Source organism: Arthrobacter sp. KBS0702 (assembly GCF_005937985.2).
Classification (GTDB): domain Bacteria; phylum Actinomycetota; class Actinomycetes; order Actinomycetales; family Micrococcaceae; genus Arthrobacter.
This window is the reverse complement of sequence record NZ_CP042172.1, coordinates 1477410-1497063: the sequence shown is the minus strand read 5'-3', so window position 1 is coordinate 1497063 and position 19654 is coordinate 1477410. Positions and strand designations below refer to the sequence as shown.

Genomic DNA, 19654 nt, shown 5'->3' with positions numbered 1-19654 from the left:
GGGCCGGCGGCTATCCCCGCGCCAGCACCGGTTCCGCCTGCGACGCCGCACGATCCAGGTCCAGCCGGCTGTCCTCCGGGCGGATGTCCTCCGGGTTGTGCGTCACCAGGACCACCGTTCGGCCGGCCAGCCCGCGGCGCAGTTCGGCCAGCATGTGCCGCCCTGCCTCCGCGTCCAGGTGCGCCGTGGGTTCGTCGAGCAGGATCACGTCGGCGCCGGTCAGCAACGTGCGGGCCACGGCCAGCCGCTGGCGCTCGCCGCCGCTGAGGAAGGCGCCGCCCGGGCCGATGGGGGTGTCCAGCCCGCCGTCGAGCCGCTCCAGCAACGGTTCCAGGCCGACGGCGGACAGCGCATCAGCCAGCTGCCGCTCGAGCTCCCCGGGCCCCGCCCCGGCCGCGGCCGCAGGGCGTGCGGTCTCGGGGAGTCCGAGCATCAGGTTGCCGCGGATGGTGGAGTCGAAGAGGTGCGCCTCCTGCGGGCACCAGGCGGCGCGGCCGGTCAGGAGCAGCTGTCCCCCGGCGGCCGGCAGGAAGCCAAGCATGGTGGCGAGCAGGGTGGACTTGCCGGACCCGGATGCGCCGGTCACGGCCAGCCAGCGGCCGGGTTCGGCGCTGGCGGACAGGCCGCTGAAGACCTCGGGCCCGCCCGGCCACGCAGCCGCCAGGTGCCGGAGTTCCACGCCGGGCCGCCCACCGGGCCGCGCGGCCAGCGGCACGGTCCCGGGCGATTCCTGCTCCTCGGGGGCGAGGACGCCGGAGGCGCTGATGCGCCGCAGCACCGAACGCAGCGCCGGGTACTGCCGGACCGCCGTCGTGATGGCCGCGTACGGTTCCACCAGGGCCAGCTGAAGCAGCACAACGACGGCGACCGTCGCCGGCTCCGCCGTGCCGCGGAAGACCGGGGCCGCGGCGAGGACGACGCTCGCCAGCGCGGCGGCCCCGCAGGCCAGCACGGTGAGTCCCTGCCCGAGCCCCTCGGCCAGGGCCGACCGCTGCGACGCAACCGTTGCGGCCCGGTCGGCCCGGTGGATGGCGTCCAGGACCGGGGCGCCGACGCCGTTGGCGTGGAGTTCGGCGCGCGCCTCCAGGGCCGCAGCGACCCGGCGCAGCACACCGGAGCGCAGCTGCTGTTCGGCGCGGGCGGACATCCGGTCCGCGAGCAGCGCAAGGGCCGGCGCGGCCGCGAGACTGACCGCAGCACCGGCAATCGCGGCCGGCAGGGCTGCCGGCAGCAGCAGCCCGATACCCACGACCGCGGCCGCACCGACGGCCGCGGCCGTCAGCGGCGGCAGGACCACCCGCGGCAGCAACTCCCGGACGGTGTCCACGTCGTCCACCACGGCCCCCAGCACGTTGCCACCCTGCAAGAGCCGCCGAAGCGACAGTGCCCGCCGGCTCAGCGACTCCCAGAGCCGGCCGCGGAGCCGCGTCAGCGCGGTGAACACAGCGTCATGCAGGAGCAGCCGTTCGGCATACCGCAGGGCGGCCCGGCCGACCCCGAAGAAACGCACCCCCACGATGGCGGTAAGCAGGTACAGGATGGGCGGCTGTTCGCTGGCGCGGATGATGAGCCAGCCGGACAACCCGGCGAGGGCCACGGCGAACAGCGCGGCCAGGACGCCGACGACGCCGGCGCCGGCAAATTTCTCGGCCACCGGCGCCAGCAACCGGCGCAGCTGGGATGCCGCCGTCCCGGCGCGGGCGCCACTGTCCGCCGGGTCAACCACGCTGCCGGACGGTTCCGCACCATGATCGCCGGCCGCCGCGGTAGCCGAAGGTCCGGTGCTGCCGGCGGCCGGGGAGTCCGTGGCGGTCGCGGCCGCGCCGGAGCGCGCCCCCACGGCCACCAGCCGGTCCGCGAGTTCCCGGGTCTGCCGGTCGTGGGCGACCAGCAGCACGGTGGCCTTCCCCCGCAGCCCGGCGATACTGCGGCTGACCGCGTCGGCCGAGGCCCGGTCCAGGTGTGCGGTGGGCTCGTCCAGGAGCAACACCGTGGCGCCGGCCGCGATCCGGGCCAGCCCGCGGGCCACGGCCACCCGGCGCAGCTCCCCCGGGCTGAGCTCGGCCGGATGCTTCGCGGCAAGATGGTCAGCCGCGCAGGCGGCGAGGCAACGCAGGGCCTCGGCAGTGGCCTCGGGGCTGGACTGCGCCGCCGGCCGGTCCAGGGACCGCTCCGGGGCGGCCCCGAGATAAAGCAGGACCTCCGCCAGCACCGTGGGTTCCACCATCACGGGGTGCTGCGGCACCCAGGCGAGGTCCGCCGTCGTGAATCCCTCCAGCTCCCCGGTCACGTCCGTGCCGGCGCCGGCACCGATGGTGCCTGCCAGCACCCCGAGCACGGTGCTCTTTCCCGCCCCGCTTGGTCCGTCCAGGGCGGTGATTTCGCCGGGAGCCGCGGTGAAGCTCAGCGGTCCGACGGCGGCCTCCGTGCGGCCGGCGTAGCGAACGGCCAGTCCTTGGACCGTGACGGCCGGCGGAACGTGAACGCCGCCGTCCCGGCGGACCGGAGCGGGGACGAGCGGTGCGGCCTGGGCGGCGTCGAGTACCTCAGTGGTGTCGGCGAGCGCGGCCCGGCCTTCGTCACTGGCGTGGTGCGCGGTGCCGAGTTCGCGCAGCGGCAGGTAGCAGTCGGGGGCCAGGATCAGGGCCAGCAGTCCGGCCTCGAGGCCCATGTCCCCGTGAACCAGCCGGACGCCGATGAAGACGGCCACCACGGCGACGGAGATCGTGGCGATGAGCTCCAGGGCGAGCGCCGAGAGGAAGGCGGTGCGCAGGGTCCCCATGGTCTTGGACCGGTATTCTTCCGAGATGTCCTCAAGGGCCTTGCGCTGGGCGGTCGCGCGGCCCAGTCCCACCAGCACGGGGAGGCCCTTGGCGAGTTCCAGCATGTGGCCGGAGAGCCGGGACAGCGCCGCCTGGGCGTCCCGGACCCGGTCCTGGGTGAAGCGGCCGATCAGGACCATGAACAGCGGCACGAGCGGGACGGTCAGGACGATCACGACGGCGCTGATCCAATCCGCGAACAGGATCCGGGCCCCCAACAGCAGCGGAATGGCGGCGCAGTTCACCAGGGCGGGCAGGAACTGGGTGTAGTAGTTGTCCAGCGCGTCCAGCCCGCGGGTCGCCAGCACGGCGAGTCCGCCGTCGGCCGGACCGGCGGCGCGGATCCCGGTATGCAGGGACCGCTCGAGCAGCCGGGAGCGCAGTTCCTCCTTCACCCCCAGCACGGCGCGCCGGGAGGCCACGGCCTGCGCCCACACGGTCAGCGAGCGCAGCACCACCCCGGCCAAGCCCCAGCTCAGCTGTTCGGCCCAGGCGGGGCTGTGCGCGATCAGGCCCACCAGCATGGCGGCGACCGCCTGCCCCATCAGCACCAGGGACAGCGCTTTGAGGGCAGCCAGGAGCCCCAGTAGGTAAAGCGCGGAGCGGGTGGCGGGGCCGGTCGGGAACTGCGGTTTCATCGGGCAGCTAGTCCTTCGGCGCCAGGGCCTTGGCAGCCACGGCGGGTAGGAAGCTGTGCGCCTCGGGAATGTGGGCGGCGCTGACCCGGCGGCGGAACACCCAGTAGGTCCAGGCCTGGTAGGCCAGGACCAACGGCAGGCCGATGCAGGCGACGATGGTCATCAGGCCCAGGGTGTAGTCCGAGGACGAGGCGTTGGCGACCGTCAGGCTGAAGTCCGGGTTGAGGGTCGAGGGCAGCACCACCGGGAAGGCCGCGCCGAAGATCGAGGCGCTGCCGAGCAGCAGGAAGACGCCCAGCGACAGGAAGGCCCGGCCTTCGGCGCCGCCACGGGCGAAGTTCCAGGCCAGTGCGGCGGCCACGACGGCGGCGACGACGGCGGCGACGGTCCAGGCCTTGCCGCTGTGCAGCTGCAGCACGATCGCCCAGCCGGCAATCGGCAGGAGCAGCGCCGGCAGCAGCCGGACGAACCACTGCCGCGCGCGGTGCCGGACGTCGCCGTCGGTCTTCAAGGCCAGAAACGCCAGCGCGTGCAGCAGCGAGAAGCCGACGACAGCGAGGCCGCCCAGCACGGCGTAGGCGCTGAACCAGGCGAACGGTCCGCCCTCGCGGTCACCGTTGGCGTTCAGCGGCAGTCCCGTGGTGGTCAGCGCCAACGCGGCCCCTACCCCGAACGCGGCGACCAGGGAACCCAGGGCGATGGCCCAGTCCCAGCGCGCCCGCCACTGCGGGGTGTCCACCTTGCCGCGGTACTCGAACGCCACGGCGCGGAAGATCAGGGCGACCAGGACCAGCAGCAGCGGCAGGTAGAGCGCGGAGAACAGGGACGCGTACCACAGCGGGAACGCCGCGAAGGTGGCGCCGCCGGCGGTGAGCAGCCAGACCTCGTTGCCGTCCCAGACCGGGCCGATGGTGTTGAGCAGCACGCGGCGTTCGGTGTTGTTCCGGGCGAAGCCCTTCATGAGCATGCCGACGCCCAGGTCGAACCCCTCCAGGAAGAGGTAGCCCGTCCACAGCACCGCGATGGCAATGAACCAGATGGTGGGTAGCAGTTCCATGCTGAATTTCCTCTGCAGCTTGTTTCGGTGCCGTTAGTAGGCGAAGGCCAGGACGTCGTCGGCTTCGGGCTTGCCGGGGGTACCGCCGGGCGGGGTCTGGTCCTCGTTTTCGTCCGCCGGGGCGTGGGCCAGCTCGGGCATCGCGGACACGACGCCGCCGCGGATGTACTTCACGAGCAGCTTCACCTCGACCACCAGCAACACTGCGTACACGGCGGTCAGCACCACCAGGGAGGTCAGCAGTTCCCCGGCGGAGACTCCCGGGGAGACCGCCGCCGCGGTGAACATAACGACCTGGTCGATGCCGCTGAGGTCAGGGTTGGGCGCCACCACAAAGGGCTGCCGGCCCATTTCGGTGAAGATCCAGCCGGCGGCGTTCGCGCCGAAGGGGGCCAGGATGCCGAACACGGCGAGCCGCATCAGGCCGCGGGAGGCGGGCACGGTGCCCTTGCGGGTGAGGAAGAGCGCCACCAGGGCGGCCAGCGCGGCCACTCCGCCGAAGCCGATCATCATCCGGAAGCCCCAGTAGGTGACTTCCATGACCGGGACGTACTGGATTTCCTGGCCGGCCCGGTCACCGTAGATCGGGTTGTCCGGCAGGTGGGTGCCGAAGTCCGCCTTGTACTGGTCCAGCAGGCTGTTCACGCCCTTGACCTCGGTGTTGAAGTCGCCCTTGGCCAAGAAGGACAGGATGCCGGGGACCTCGATCACGGCGACGACGTCGTCGCAGTTCTTGGAGCCGACATTGCCGACGCTCAGGATGGAGAAGCCGGTGCCGTCGTGGCAGGCGGCCTCGGCGGCGGCCATCTTCATGGGCTGCTGCTCAAACATGAGCTTGCCCTGCAGGTCGCCGGTGATGGCGGTCCCGGCGAAGGAGATCATGGCGACGACGGCGCCGATCCGCAGCGAGCGGATCCAGACGGCGTGGTCAGCGCGGTCCCGGCCCGGGATGGCGGACTCGCCGGGGATGACCTTTCCGTCGGCGCCGACCGTGTCGATGCCGTCGTGGCGGCGGCGCCACAGGTGGTACCAGGCGATGCCGAGGAGGAAGGCCCCGGCGACGGCGAGGGCACCGAACAGCGTGTGCGGCACGGCCACGAGGGCGGTGTTGTTGGTGAAGACCGCCCAGGCGTCGGTCATCACTGGCCGGCCGTTGATCATCTCCACGCCCACGGGGTGCTGCATCCAGCTGTTGGCCACGATGATGAAGTAGGCGGAGAAGACCGAGCCGATGACCGCGATCCAGAGGCACGCCAGGTGGACGCCGCGCTTGAGCTGCTTCCAGCCGAAGATCCAGAGGCCCAGGAAGGTGGACTCAACGAAGAAGGCCAGCAGCGCCTCCATCGCGAGGGGCGCGCCGAAGACGTCCCCGACGAAGCGGCTGTACTCGCTCCAGGCCATGCCGAACTGGAATTCCTGGACGATGCCGGTGGCCACGCCCATGATGAAGTTGATCAGGAAGAGCTTGCCCCAGAACTTGGTCATCCGAAGGTACTCGGGCCGGCCGGTGCGGTACCAGAGTGTCTGGATCACGGCCACCACCAGGCCCAGGCCGATCGTGAGCGGCACCATCATAAAGTGGTAGACGGTGGTGATGCCGAATTGCCAGCGTGCGATTTCCAAGGCGTCCAAGGCAGTCCCTTTGGCTAGGTTCCCGAGAGTTTTCTACATTGCGTAGAACTAACTTCTACAGAGTGTAGAACAAATCCGCACCCTCCTGCACCCAGCGTGACATGGCGCACCCCTGCCCGCAATGGAGCGCTCACCCGCCCCTCGGAGGCGCGGAACCCGGCGCGCCGGCGGGACACGGCGGCCATGTTCTACCTTATGTAGAAACTGGACGCAAAACGCGGTAAATTTAAAGCTGAAGTATTCGGCAACCGTCCGGCGCAGACACGTCGCCGTGCGGCACTCACGAAGGACATACGGAATGGCAAGTCTCGGCGAACTGGAACGGGCAGTGATGGACCTGCTCTGGGCAGGCCAGGAGGCTGCGACGGCGAACACCCTGCGGGACCTGCTGGCGCAGAGCACCCGGTCGCCCGAGGGCTCCGGCCACGAGGGCAAGGACCTGGCCGTGACCACGGTGCTGACCGTCCTTTCCCGGCTCGAGCGGAAGGGCCTCGTGGAGCGCGAACGCGGCACCCGCCCGCACCGCTACCAGGCCGTTTCCAGCCGCGCCGACCACACAGCGGAACTGATGCACGAGGTGCTCGGCTCCGCCCCGGACCGCGAGGCCGTGCTGGCGCGCTTTATCGGCTCCGTCTCCGCGACGGAGGCTGAAACGCTGCGCAAACTGCTGGACCACAGCTAACACCGGATGTTCTGGACCTCATATTTTCTGGCGGTCCTGGCGATAGTACTGGCGTGGCCGGTGCCTATCCTGCTCTCCCGTGCCCAGTGGCCGGCCCGTTCCCCCTTTACGGCAATGCTGCTCTGGCAGACGATCGCCCTCGCCGGCGGCCTCTCCATGATCGGCGCCATGCTCGTCTATGGCCTGGAACCGGTCGGCGACAACCTGCTGGCCGGACTCCGGTCGCTGGCGGGCATGGTCTTCCGCAACGAGCCCACCACGGCACTGGGCTTCTGGCACATCTTCGCGCTCTCCGCCGCTGCGCTGCTGAGCGCCCACCTGGTCTTCACCCTGCTGCTGACCTATTACAAGATCCAGCGCCAGCGCCGGCGCCACCGCGAGTTGCTGGCCCTGCTGGCCTCCCCCTCGGCCGACGGGCCCCGGACCATGGTGATCAGCCATGACTCGCCGGTGGCGTACTGCCTGCCGGGCGGCGCCCGCTCGGTTACGGTACTCTCGGACGGCCTGATGGCGGCCTTGGAGCCGGACGAGCTGCGCGCGGTCCTGATCCACGAAAACACGCACTTGAGCCAGCGGCACCACTTGCTGCTCTGGGCCTTCGCAGCCTGGCGGCAGGCCCTGCCCTGGCTGCCGACCACCCGGCTGGCCCAGGAGGCGGTCAATTCGCTGATCGAGATGCTGGCCGACGACGTCGCGCTCAAGACCGAAAGCAGGGCCACCCTGATCAAGGCGATCGCGATCGTGGCGAGCGGCTCCGCCGGGGCGGCTGCTGCCCCGGCGCTGCCCGCAGCCCGGATGGCGTTCGGCGACCCCGGTGCGGAGGCCGACGCCGGCCAGCCCGGAGCCACCGGCGGTGCCGGTTCGGCGGCCACCACTGCCTCGCGCGTCAGCCGGCTGCTCTACCCCAGGCCGCCGCTGCCGGAGCCGCTGCGCTACGCGGTGCTCGGCGCCTGCCTGCTGCTGCTGGCGGTGCCCACGGCGCTGCTGATCGTCCCCGGGCTGCTCGGCTGAACCGGGGTCCCCGGGCTCCCGGCCGGGCCGGCTTCCCGAAGCCGGGCCGGGGGCCGGGCCGGGGGGCGGTCAGGCGTCGATGCGTTCCCGGTCCAGGCTCGCGGCCCCGGCAATGATGAAGTCCTTGCGTGGGGCCACGTCGGAGCCCATCAGCAGGTCGAAGGTTTCCTCGGCCTGCTTGGCGTTCTCGATCCCGACCTTGCGCAGCGTGCGGTGCCGCGGGTCCATCGTGGTTTCGGCCAGCTGCTCCGCGTCCATTTCGCCCAGGCCCTTGTAGCGCTGGATCGGCTCCTTGTACCGCTTGCCTTCCTTGGCGAGCCGGGCCAGCAGCACGTGCAGTTCCGCCTCCGAGTACGTGTAGATCATCTCGTTGGCCTTCTGGCCGGCGTTGATGACCTCCACCCGGTGCAGTGGCGGGACGGCGGCGAAGACGCGGCCCTCGTCAATCATCGGGCGCATGTAGCGGAAGAACAGGGTCAGCAGCAGGGTCCGGATGTGCGCGCCGTCGACGTCGGCGTCGGTCATCAGGATGACCTTGCCGTAGCGGGCCGCACTGATGTCGAAGCTGCGGCCCGAGCCGGCGCCGACCACCTGGATCAGGGCGGCGCACTCGGCGTTGGAGAGCATGTCCCCCACGGAGGCCTTCTGGACGTTCAGGATCTTGCCGCGGATCGGCAGCAGCGCCTGGAAGTCGGAGGAGCGGGCCAGCTTGGCGGTGCCGAGGGCGGAGTCACCTTCCACGATGAACAGCTCCGAGCGTCCGACGTCGTCCGTCCGGCAGTCCGCGAGCTTGGTCGGCATCGAGGAGGTCTCCAGCGCGTTCTTGCGGCGCTGCGTCTCCTTGTGGACGCGGGCCGAGATACGGGACTTCATCTCGCTGACGACCTTTTCCAGCAGCAGCGCCGACTGGGCCTTGTCGTTGCGGTTGGACGAGGCGAGCTTGGCGTTGATCTCCTGCTCCACCACCTTGGCCACAATGGCCCGGACGGCGGAGGTGCCGAGGATCTCCTTGGTCTGGCCCTCGAACTGCGGTTCGGCGAGGCGGACCGTGAGCACGGCTGTCAGCCCGGCAAAGATGTCGTCCTTTTCGATCTTGTCATTGCCGGCCTTGAGCTTGCGGGCGTTGGTTTCCACGGCCTTGCGGAAGGTCTTGAGCAGCGCCTGCTCGAAGCCGGACTGGTGCGTGCCGCCCTTGGGGGTGGAGATGATGTTCACGAAGCTGCGGACCGTGCTGTCGTAGCCGATGCCCCAGCGGAGGGCGACGTCCACCTCACAGTCTCGCTCCACCTCGGCCAGCTGGCTGTGGCCGCGTTCGTCCAGGACGGGGACTGTTTCCTTGAACTTGCCGGCGCCGTGCAGCCGCCAGACGTCGGTAACGGCCGGGTCGGCGGCGAGGAACTCGACGAACTCGGAGATGCCGCCGTCGTGGTGGAACACCTCCTCGTGCGGGCCGGACTCGCCGGGGGTGCCGGCGACCCGGCGCTCGTCCCGCACGGTGAGCTTAAGCCCGGGGACCAGGAAGGAGGTCTGCCGGGCGCGGGCGGCGAGCTCGTCGTAGGAGAACTTCGCGTCCGGGGTGAAGATCTGCCGGTCGGCCCAGTAGCGGATCCGGGTGCCGGTGACGCCGCGCTTGGCCTTGCCGATGACGTCGAGCACGGAACCGTCGACGAAGGGCTCGAAGACGGCGGCGGGGTCCGGTTTGGTGCCCGGGTCCTTGAAGCGGCCCGGCTCGCCCCGGCGGAAGGACATCTTGTAGGTCTTCCCGCCGCGGTCCACTTCGACGTCCAGCCGGGAGGACAGGGCGTTCACGACCGAGGCGCCGACGCCGTGCAGGCCGCCGGAAGCAGTGTAGGAACCGCCGCCGAACTTTCCGCCGGCGTGCAGCTTGGTGAAGACGACCTCGACGCCGGTGAGCCCGGTCTTGGGTTCGACGTCGATCGGGATGCCGCGGCCGTCGTCGTGGATCTCCACCGAGTTGTCCGCATGCAGGATGATCTTGATGTCGTGGCCGAAGCCGGCGAGGGCTTCGTCGACCGAGTTGTCGATAATCTCCCAGAGGCAGTGCATCAGACCGCGGGAGTCGGTGGAGCCGATGTACATGCCCGGGCGCTTGCGGACGGCCTCGAGGCCTTCCAGCACGGAGAGATGCCGGGCGGTGTAATCAGAACTTGGGGCCACGGGTCGGAAACTCCTTCAGGGATGGAACGTAAAAGACGCTCTTCCTAGGTTAGTCGGCTTGCGGCCCGACGCCGGGTTGCCACTCCCCCCACGGGACAAGCCGGCGGCCATCGCCGCCGGGGCCGTTATTGAGCCGTGATACGCGGACAGCGAAAGTGGCCCATCCTTGCCATGGAATGTCTGCGAATACTGGTTATATAGATGTATCGATCTACTAAGGAGGCCGAACATGACAACAGCAGTTGCGGACCGCACACTCACCACCGTTGACCGGTGCGACCGTTGCGGAGCTCAGGCATACGTCCGGGTTGTTCTCGGAGCCTCCGGCGGTGAACTGCTCTTCTGCGCTCACCACGCACGCGCCGTTGAACCGAACCTTCGCCCGCTCAGTTCCGACTGGCACGACGAGACGGGCCGCCTCAACGAGAAGGCACCGGTTCCGGTCGGCTAGACGTCCACTCAAGAAGGGCCCCTCCGTTGCGGAGGGGTCCTTCTGCGTTAACGCCCGCGATAACTCACGCTGCGGGGTTCAGGCTGCCGGGGTGACGCTGCGGCTTAAGCAGGAACGCGGGGCCGGTTCCCGCCCGTGGATCCGTAGATCTTGGGCGGGGACCGACCCCGCGTCGCCTGAGGCGGTGCTTAGTCCAGGTAATCCCGCAGGACCTGCGAGCGGGAGGGATGGCGCAGCTTGGACATGGTCTTCGATTCGATCTGGCGGATGCGCTCGCGCGTGACGCCGTAGACCTTTCCGATTTCGTCTAAAGTCTTCGGCTGGCCGTCGGTCAGCCCGAAGCGCATCGCGACGACGCCGGCCTCGCGCTCGGAGAGCGTGTCCAGGACAGAGTGCAGCTGCTCCTGCAGCAGGGTGAAGCTCACGGCATCGGCCGGAACGACTGCCTCGGAGTCCTCGATCAGGTCACCGAACTCGGAGTCGCCGTCTTCACCCAGCGGGGTGTGCAGCGAGATCGGTTCGCGGCCGTACTTCTGGACCTCGACAACCTTCTCCGGGGTCATGTCCAGCTCAAGGGCCAGCTCTTCCGGGGTGGGTTCGCGGCCGAGGTCCTGCAGCATCTGGCGCTGGACGCGGGCGAGCTTGTTGATGACTTCCACCATGTGCACCGGGATGCGGATGGTGCGGGCCTGGTCTGCCATGGCGCGGGTGATGGCTTGGCGGATCCACCAGGTGGCGTAGGTGGAGAACTTGAAGCCCTTGGTGTAGTCGAACTTCTCGACCGCACGGATCAGGCCCAGGTTGCCTTCCTGGATGAGGTCCAGGAAGAGCATGCCGCGGCCGGTGTAGCGCTTGGCCAGGGAGACCACGAGGCGGAGGTTGGCTTCCAGCAGGTGGTTCTTGGCGCGCTTGCCGTCGTGGATGACGAATTCGAGTTCACGCCTGAGCTTCGGGTCCATGGAGCCGTCGTCAGCCGCGATCTTCTCCTCGGCAAAGAGGCCTGCCTCAATGCGCAGGGCGAGGTCCACTTCCTGCTCGGCGTTCAGCAGGGCGACCTTGCCGATCTGCTTCAGGTAGTCCTTGACCGGATCGGCGGTGGCACCGGCGGACATGACCTGCTGCACCGGGGCGTCGTCGTCGTCGGCATCGGAGTAGACGAAGCCGGAGCCGGTGGTGGCTGCTGCCGCCTTGCCTGCTACCTCTTCGCCGTCTTCGCCGAGCTCGGCGGCGTCGGGGGTCACGTCATCGAGTTCCTCGTCGACCTCAACGTCGTCGGAGTCCTCGTCTCGGGACTTGCTGGCGGCTTCGGCCGCGGCTTTGGCGCCGGGCTTTGGCCCGCGCTTCTTGGGCTCAGGCTTGGCGACTCCCGTGGCGGAGTCATCGCCCGCGGCGGAGGCTGCGTCTTTTGCAGCCTTGTTGGCTGCACGCGTGGCGGCACGCTTGGCGTTTGCCGCCGCCTTCTTCTCCTCGGGAGACAATACGGCCTGGTCGGCGGGTTCCTTCTTCGCGGAAGACGGGGTCACAGAAAACCTTTCTAGCAGCGGTCTGTGGAATCGCCATAAGGGCAACACCACTATGACCCTGTCAAGTCCGTGTTTGACATCAAGCGCAATCACGACCAGCAGAGCCACTTAGTAGAACTGCCGGAGCGACCGTAATGTTCCCTGTTTCCAAGGTTCTTTACTCGCACTCAATCCACGGACCCAACCGGGTCTCGCCAACCATTGTCTCACGATTTTCCGGATCGGGGGCCTCGGAGACGCCGCCGCCGCGCAATATGGCACATCTGGCCGCCGGGGTTCAGGCGGCGTCCGGGTCGAACTTCTGCCAGGCAGCGTCCCTCCGCCTCGCCCAGCCGCACAAGGTTCCGCGGCGGCCCAGCTCGGCCAGCAATTCGGCCAGCCGGTAGCCGGGCTGGGCTGTGCCGGCGGCGGTGAACAGTGCGTCGGCGAACGACCCGCGGCCGCGGCACCATTCAATCCAGCCCCGGCCAGTGAGGGCCGCGGCCCGGGCTTCGCCGCCGCCGCAGCCTCCGAGGCGGACGAGAACCCGGTCGAGGCCGGCCAGGCGCGCCCAGTCGGGCGTCGGCGGCGCCAGGCCCAGCAGCACCTCCCCGTAACCCGGAACCGCCCCGGCCTCGGAAGCTTCCCTGCCCGCCACGGCGTCCCCCGGCGCACCGGGCGCCGTGACGGCTGCTGGCGCAACTGGGGGGAAGCCGTCGAGTTCGGGCAGCGCGGCGGGCGTGCCCGGGCCGCCGTCGAACACGCCGAACTCCTCAGCCCCGGCCTCAGCGGCGGCGCGCCCGGCGGCGGCCATCACGAGGACCGCGTCCCGCCACGACGTCACGCACAGGGTGGCCCGCAGGTATCCGGCGAGGTTGGGCGGCAGGGCGGCAGGCAGCACTCCGGGCTGCTGCCCGGATGCGGCCGATGCCGCCGGGCGCCCGGCGGCATCCAGCACACGCTCCCAGAGACCGAGCACCGTTTGGAACTGCGTCCGGTCCCGCCACCGGCCCGAAAATTCCTGCGCCCAGCGTTCCTCGGCCTCCAGCGCGGCCGGCGCGTCCTGCGCCGTTGTGCCCGCCGGGGCGGGAAGGCCGGGGGCGGCACCCACGCTGCTGCCCCGGAAGACCAGCTCGGCGTTGAGCGGGCTGTTCCTGATTTCTTCGATCGGCCGGCCAGGCGGAGCGCAGCAGGAGGGGTCGGTGCAGTGGGCGTTGCGCCAGTACCGCTCCCCGATCAGCCAGGCATCCCGCACCGGCAGTCCCGCCGCACCGAGGGTTCGCTCCAGTTCGCGCAGCAGCCGGGCCAGTGCGGGAGAGCCGGAGTCGCCGGCATCGGGGTCGGAGCCATCTGTTCCGGGAGCGCCGTCCGGCGGGCCGCCGTCGGCGATGTCCTCCCCCGGCTGCCCGGCGAAGACCGCCAGCAGGGTGCCGTCGGCCTCCTCATCGGCCTCAAGGTAGTCGCGGATTGTCCGCGCAAAAGCGGCCAGCGCGGGCCCTCGGCAGCGGGAGGGCTCCGGGAGGTCGACGCGCAGGGTGGCGCCGAGCCGCTTCCCCTGCAGCGTCATGGCCACGAGGCTGTTGACCGGCCAGTAGCCCAGCGAATGCGGGATGAAGCCGAGGATGTCCTCGGGACCGGTGATCTTTAGATGGTCGGGGGCTGTCATAGCCCCAGCTTCGCCCGCCCCGGCAGCGGCAGTCAGGCCCGGTGCTTCCTATGTGGATAAACGCGCTATGTGGACAAACGCGCTATGTGGACAAACGCGGAGAAGAGCCGCGGTCAGGGGGTGCGCCGGCGCTCGGCGACGAGCCGGCGCTGCCGGGCCAGCGACTGGAGCAGCGGCGGCACCACCACGCCCTGCGCCGCCATCTGACGGCGCACCTTCCGTCGGGTGATCAGGATGGCCGTGGCACCCGCCAGCAGAAGCAGGAACTGCACGCTCAACGCGAGCCGGAACGCGCCCAGGCTGTAGAGCCCCTCCGGCGAAAGCCCGGCCAGGTGCAGCCCGTCCAGGGCCAGGCCAATCAGGAAGATGGACAGCAGCGCGGCGATGAAGCCGCCCACGTTCACGATCCCCGTGGCGGTTCCGATCCGGTGGGCGGGGTTAAAGGTCCTGGCGAAGTCGAAGCCGATCATTGAGCCGGGGCCGCCGACAGCCAGGACCACCACCAGCCCGGCCAGCAACCAGAGCGGCGAGCGGGCCGGCTGGAGCAGCACCGCGGCCCATGCCACTGCGGTGGCCCCGGAGATCAGCAGCACCATCGTGGAGCGGCGCAGCGGGTGGCGGGCCACGAAGCTGCCCATCAGCGGCCCGGCGGCAATCGCGGCGGCCACGTACAGCGCCATCAGGGCAGACACCGTTCCGGTGTCCAGCCCCTGCGCCGAAATCAGGAAAGGGTAGCCCCAGGTCATCGCGAAAACGGTGCCGCTGAACTGCACGGTGAAGTGGCTCCAGAGGCCCAGCCGGGTACCCGGTTGCCGCCAGGCCCGGGACAACGACACCCCGGTGGCGCGAAGCCCCTGCGAGGGGTCCGGAGCAGGGTGGCCAGGCGGCACGTCCTGCAACAGCAGCACCACCAGCACGACGGCGAGCCCGGACATGGCGGCCAATGTCAGGAACGCCGGCGTCCAGCCCGCGGAGTGCAGGATCAGCGCGAACGGCACCACGGAAAACAGCTGTCCCAGCTGGCCGGACATGCCGGTCAGCTGGGTGAGCAGCGGCACCCGGGACGGTGCGAACCAGAGCGGGATCAGCCGGATCACGGAGACGAAGGTCATGGCGTCGCCGGCACCCACCAGCACGCGGCCCAGCACACCGCCGGGGATGCTGTCGGCGAAGGCCAGCTGGAGCTGGCCGAAGCCCATCAGCAGGGCGCCGCCGGCGATCATGGCGCGTGAGCCGAAGCGGTCCACCAGCACTCCCACCGGGATCTGCAGGGCTGCGTAGACCAGCAGCTGCAGCACGGTGAAGAAGGAGATTTCGGCGGCGCTGGCATGGAAGCGGGCAGTGGCCTCGAGGCCAACGACGCCGAAGGAGGTGCGCTGGCTGACCGCCACCAGGTACGCGAAGACCCCGATGATCCAGATCAGCCAGGCGCGGGGGGAAGTCACTCCCCCATTATGCCCGGAGCGTCATAAATAGTATTTATTCGCCGGGTTCTTTACGGGCCAGGTAGGCCTCGACGGCGGCGCCGAGTGCGTCGGCGTTCGGGAGCTGGTCATTCTCGTCTGCGAGCAGGGAGCGGCGCACCGTGCCCTCGGCCTTTTCGTCGTACCGGGTTTCCAGACGGGAGACGACCTGCTGGACTTCCTCGGACGCGTCGATCTGCTCGGCGATCTGCCGGCCGACTTCGCGGCCCGCTTCGCGGAGCCGGTCCGTGGGGAGCATCAGCGAGGTCGCCGCGCCGAGGTATTCCAGGCCGGCGACAGCGGCCGTGGGGTATTCGGCCTCGGCCAGGTAATGCGGGACATGGATCACGTAGCCGGCGATGTTCCGTCCTGCCTCGACCAGACGCAGTTCGAGGACGTGGCCGATGGCGGCCGGCACCTCGACGGTCGGCTTCCAGACGGAGATCCCCTCGATCAGTTCCGGCCGGTTGCCGTGCACGGTGACCCCCACCGGGCGGGTGTGTGGCACCGGCATCGGGATGGAGTGGATCCAGGCCGCCAGATTGACGTCAAGTTCCTCCACGATGCCCACCACGGCGCGGGCGAAGCGCTCCCACTGCAGGTCCGGTTCGAACCCGGCCAGCAGCAGGAACGGCTTCCCGAGCCCGTCCTGCAGGCGGTACAGGGCCAGGCGCGGGGCCTGGTAGTCCTGCAGGTGGTCTTCGACGAAGCTCACCTGCGGCCGCCGCGACCGGTAGTCCATCAGCTGGTCGGCGTCGAACTCGGCGACCAGCTCGGAGTCGAGGGTGTCAAGCAGTTCAGCGGTGATCTGTTTGACGACGTGGCCCGCATCGGCGAAGCCGGTGAAGCCCATCAGCAGGTTGAGCCCGCGCAGCTCGGGGCTGCGGAACAGCGCGTCATCACGGACGTAAAGGGTTTGGGGGTCCAGCAGGGAGCCGGAAATCCGTTCCATCACGGCATGTTCCTTTCGCAGTAGCAGGTCGAGGGGCGGCGAAGCCAAGGGGCGGGCCCCCAAGGGGTGCCGACGTGCCGATACCTGCTACAACGCCCCGCCGGCCGGGGTAATTCCTGCCGCGACTGTGGTCCAGCTCTCATTAAATTGAACTCCGGCGCCGGGGACAGACTACGATCGGAGCTGGCCTTATAGATGGCCTTGCAGACACCGGATCGCGTGCCATGGCGACGGTGGCTCAGGTACCCGTGGCAGGGCGCCGAACATGCAGTTCCTGCCGAAAAATTACAGAGAATTGAGGACTGTCCTCGTGGTCAAGAATACCGAAGTCAAACTGAGTGCGATCGCCGGAGACTTGAAGAAGTCGCCCTCCGACGCCCTCGTCGTGGGCGTGGGCCAGGGCACCGACGGCCCCGTGCTGCTCGAGAACCCGCTGTCGGCCAAGGCGGCCGAGGCGCTCGCCGAGTCCCTGGCCGTTCTTGGCCTCACCGGCGCCGCCGACCAGGCGCACCGCCTCCCCGGCCTGCCTGAGGCCGGCGCCTCCGTCCTGGTCCTGGCCGGCGTCGGCAAGGTCGCCGCGGGCACCCCGCTCTCCGAGGAAGCACTGCGCCGGGCTGCCGGCTCGGCCGTGCGCCAGCTCGCCGGCGTCGCCACCGTCACGCTCGCCCTGCCGACGCCGAACCTCGCCGCGGTCGCGGCCGTCGCCGAAGGCGCCGCGATGGGCGCCTACTCCTTCAACGAGTACCGCACCGCCAAGGACAGCATCAAGGACCCGGTGAAGAATGTCCGCATCCTCACCGACTTTGCCGCGGACAAGGCACTCGCTCCCGTGCTCGAGCGCGCCGCCCTGATCGGCAAGGCCGTCAACGCCACCCGCACGCTGGTCAACCAGCCGCCGAGCCACCTCTTCCCCGAATCGTTCGCCGACGCCGCCAAGGAACTGGCCAAGGGCCTGCCGGTCAAGGTCACCGTCTGGGACGAGAAGCGCCTGGAGAAGGACGGCTTCGGCGGCATCCTCGGCGTCGGCAAAGGCTCCACCCGGCAGCCGCGCCTGGTCAAGGTCGAATACGCCCCGGCCAAGGCCACGGCCAAGATCGCCCTCGTGGGCAAGGGCATCACCTTCGACACGGGCGGAATCTCGCTCAAGCCGCACCTGGGCATGGGCGAGATGAAGTCCGACATGGCCGGTGCCGCCGTCGTGCTGAACACCGTCCTGGCCCTGGCCGAACTGGGCCTGCCGGTCAAGGCCACCGCCTGGCTGTGCATCGCGGAAAACATGCCTTCCGGGGCCGCCCAGCGTCCCGCCGACGTGCTCACCATCTTCGGCGGCAAGACCGTCGAGGTCCTGAACACCGACGCCGAGGGCCGCCTGGTTATGGCGGACGGCATCGTTGCCGCCAGCCAGGAGTACCCGGACGCGATCATCGACGTCGCCACCCTCACCGGCGCGCAGCTTATTGCCCTGGGCGACCGCACCGCCGGCGTGATGGGTTCCGAATCCGTCACCGGCGCGCTCAAGGCCGCCGCGGACCGCGCCGGCGAGCTTGTCTGGCCGATGCCGCTGCCCGAGGAGCTGCGCCCCAGCCTGGACTCGCAGGTCGCGGACATCGCCAACATCGGCGAACGCCACGGCGGCATGATGACGGCCGCCGTCTTCCTGCGCGAATTCGTCGGCAAGGGCAAGGACGGGGAGCAGATCCCGTGGGCCCACATCGACATCGCCGGCCCGTCGTTCAACAGCGGCAGCCCCTACGGCTACAACCACAAGCAGGGCACCGGCTGCACCGTGCGGACCCTGGTGGCCTATGTCGAGGACATTCTCGCCACGGCCGTCTAGTCAGGGTCGCGGCCTTGTGGCCGGGGCTGATACCCCGGCCACAAGGCCGCGTGACACTGGACACAAGCGCTCCACAAACGCCACGGCAAGGTGGAGCATGTATTAGTGGTTCGCTAAGGTGAACCGTAGTTTCAAAGCAATTAGCTTCACAGAAGTAATTCCAAACGAAAGGGAACCGGCCTGCTGGCATAATCACGGCAGACAGTTCCAAGACCAGATGATGCGTACTCTCGTGTCATCGTTCACGCGAGGGAGCGTTTTAGTGGCCGATCAGGCAACTGCGCAAGAATTCGACATCCTGGTACTCGGTGGCGGCAGCGGCGGCTACGCAACTGCGCTCCGCGCCGTCCAGCTCGGCCTTACGGTCGGCCTCATCGAAAAGGGAAAGCTCGGCGGCACCTGCCTGCACAACGGCTGCATCCCCACCAAGGCCCTGCTGCACTCCGCGGAACTGGCCGACCACGCCCGTGACTCCGCCAAGTACGGCGTCAACGTGACCCTGGACAGCATCGACATCAACGCCGTCAACACGTACAAGGACGGCATCATTGCCGGCAAGTTCAAGGGCCTCCAGGGACTCATCAAGGGCAAAAAGGGCATCACCGTCATTGAGGGCGAGGGCAAGCTCCAGGGCACCGACACCGTCGTCGTGAACGGCACCGCGTACAAGGGCAAAAACATCGTCCTCGCGACCGGCTCGTACTCCCGCACCCTGCCCGGCCTGGAAATCGGCGGCAAGGTCATCACCTCCGACGAAGCCCTCACCATGGACTTCATCCCGAAGAGCGCCATCATCCTCGGCGGCGGCGTGATCGGCGTCGAGTTCGCCTCGGTCTGGAAGTCCTTCGGCGTCGACGTCACCATCGTCGAAGGCCTGCCGTCCCTCGTCCCGAACGAGGACGCGACGATCGTCAAGAACTTCGAACGCGCCTTCAAGAAGCGCGGCATCAAGTTCTCCACTGGCGTCTTCTTCCAGGGCGTTGAGCAGAACGACGACGGCGTCAAGGTCACCCTCGTGGACGGCAAGACGTTCGAAGCCGACCTCATGCTGGTCGCCGTCGGCCGCGGCCCGGTCACGGCCAACCTCGGCTACGAAGAGGCCGGACTGACGATCGACCGCGGTTTCGTCATCACCAACGAACGCCTGCACACCGGCGTCGGCAACATCTACGCCGTGGGCGACATCGTCCCGGGCGTCCAGCTCGCACACCGCGGCTACCAGCAGGGCATCTTCGTGGCCGAGGAGATCGCCGGCCTCAAGCCCGTCGTGGTGGAAGACGTCAACATCCCCAAGGTCACGTACTCCGAGCCGGAGATCGCGACCGTGGGCTACACCGAAAAGGCCGCCAAGGCCAAGTTCGGTGACGACCAGATTGAAACCCAGGAATACAACCTCGCCGGCAACGGCAAGAGCTCTATCCTGGGCACGTCCGGCCTGGTCAAGCTGGTCCGCCAGAAGGACGGCCCCGTCGTCGGCGTCCACATGATCGGCGCCCGCATGGGCGAGCAGATCGGCGAGGCCCAGCTGATCGTGAACTGGGAAGCCTACCCGGAGGACGTGGCCCAGCTGGTGCACGCCCACCCGACGCAGAACGAGTCCCTCGGCGAAGCCCACCTGGCCCTCGCCGGGAAGCCCCTGCACGGGTAGCAGTTCCGCCCGCACCATCGCAAGACCATCGTGCTTAGTGCATCCGGCCGGAAAAGCCGGGTGCACTAAGCTCGAACCAGGCAGCAACCATCCGCACCAAAGATCAATAAGGAGA

At 69.1% G+C, this 19654-nt stretch carries 13 protein-coding genes; 5 read left to right on the top strand and 8 right to left on the bottom strand.

The window, feature by feature from the left end; translation table 11 throughout:
• Positions 1–10: 10 nt before the first annotated feature.
• The 3 genes from cydD to FFF93_RS06785 are packed head-to-tail and all read right to left on the bottom strand — an operon-like array spanning position 11 to position 6149.
• Positions 11–3460 (bottom strand): thiol reductant ABC exporter subunit CydD, encoded by a 3450-nt coding sequence (cydD, locus tag FFF93_RS06795; RefSeq protein ID WP_138769587.1) that lies wholly within the window; start codon positions 3458–3460, stop codon positions 11–13.
• Positions 3461–3467: 7 nt separating this feature from the next.
• The gene (cydB, locus tag FFF93_RS06790; protein ID WP_138769588.1) at positions 3468–4517 is read right to left on the bottom strand and encodes a cytochrome d ubiquinol oxidase subunit II; all 1050 of its coding nucleotides are present in this window, start codon (positions 4515–4517) and stop codon (positions 3468–3470) included.
• Positions 4518–4550: 33 nt separating this feature from the next.
• Positions 4551–6149: a cytochrome ubiquinol oxidase subunit I gene (locus FFF93_RS06785; RefSeq protein WP_138769589.1), complete on the bottom strand. Its 1599-nt coding sequence runs from the start codon at positions 6147–6149 to the stop codon at positions 4551–4553.
• Positions 6150–6447: 298 nt separating this feature from the next.
• Between FFF93_RS06785 and FFF93_RS06780 the strand changes: the two genes are divergently transcribed.
• The gene (locus FFF93_RS06780; protein ID WP_138769590.1) at positions 6448–6831 is read left to right on the top strand and encodes a BlaI/MecI/CopY family transcriptional regulator; all 384 of its coding nucleotides are present in this window, start codon (positions 6448–6450) and stop codon (positions 6829–6831) included.
• Between the two features lie 6 nt (positions 6832–6837).
• The gene (locus tag FFF93_RS06775; protein WP_138769591.1) at positions 6838–7842 is read left to right on the top strand and encodes a M56 family metallopeptidase; all 1005 of its coding nucleotides are present in this window, start codon (positions 6838–6840) and stop codon (positions 7840–7842) included.
• Between the two features lie 69 nt (positions 7843–7911).
• On the opposite strand, the gene FFF93_RS06770 is transcribed toward FFF93_RS06775, so the two are convergent.
• Entirely contained in the window at positions 7912–10020 is a 2109-nt protein-coding gene (locus FFF93_RS06770; protein ID WP_138769592.1) for a type IIA DNA topoisomerase subunit B, read from the bottom strand.
• A 229-nt stretch (positions 10021–10249) separates the two neighbouring features.
• Here FFF93_RS06770 and FFF93_RS06765 point away from each other — a divergent pair, with 229 nt between their 5' ends.
• Positions 10250–10471 carry a hypothetical protein gene (locus tag FFF93_RS06765; RefSeq protein WP_138769593.1) on the top strand — a complete coding sequence of 74 codons (222 nt, stop codon included), beginning with the start codon at positions 10250–10252 and terminating at the stop codon, positions 10469–10471.
• 188 nt (positions 10472–10659) lie between these two features.
• On the opposite strand, the gene FFF93_RS06760 is transcribed toward FFF93_RS06765, so the two are convergent.
• The 4 genes from FFF93_RS06760 to FFF93_RS06745 all read right to left on the bottom strand — a co-directional run bounded on the left by FFF93_RS06760 (position 10660) and on the right by FFF93_RS06745 (position 16057).
• Positions 10660–11994, bottom strand: coding sequence for an RNA polymerase sigma factor (locus FFF93_RS06760; protein WP_138769594.1), 1335 nt, complete (start codon positions 11992–11994; stop codon positions 10660–10662).
• 277 nt (positions 11995–12271) lie between these two features.
• Positions 12272–13639, bottom strand: a complete 1368-nt coding sequence (locus FFF93_RS06755; RefSeq protein ID WP_138769595.1) for a DUF4192 family protein — start codon at positions 13637–13639, stop codon at positions 12272–12274.
• Positions 13640–13752: 113 nt separating this feature from the next.
• Positions 13753–15084 carry a nitrate/nitrite transporter gene (locus tag FFF93_RS06750; RefSeq protein ID WP_138769596.1) on the bottom strand — a complete coding sequence of 444 codons (1332 nt, stop codon included), beginning with the start codon at positions 15082–15084 and terminating at the stop codon, positions 13753–13755.
• A gap of 34 nt (positions 15085–15118) precedes the next feature.
• On the bottom strand, positions 15119–16057 hold the full coding sequence (locus tag FFF93_RS06745) for a proteasome assembly chaperone family protein (protein WP_138769597.1): 939 nt from the start codon (positions 16055–16057) through the stop codon (positions 15119–15121).
• Between the two features lie 307 nt (positions 16058–16364).
• Between FFF93_RS06745 and FFF93_RS06740 the strand changes: the two genes are divergently transcribed.
• Together FFF93_RS06740 and lpdA are read left to right on the top strand one after the other, a co-directional pair.
• Entirely contained in the window at positions 16365–17891 is a 1527-nt protein-coding gene (locus FFF93_RS06740) for a leucyl aminopeptidase (RefSeq protein WP_138769598.1), read from the top strand.
• A gap of 262 nt (positions 17892–18153) precedes the next feature.
• Positions 18154–19539, top strand: a complete 1386-nt coding sequence (gene lpdA, locus FFF93_RS06735; RefSeq protein ID WP_138769599.1) for a dihydrolipoyl dehydrogenase — start codon at positions 18154–18156, stop codon at positions 19537–19539.
• Positions 19540–19654 lie beyond the last annotated feature (115 nt).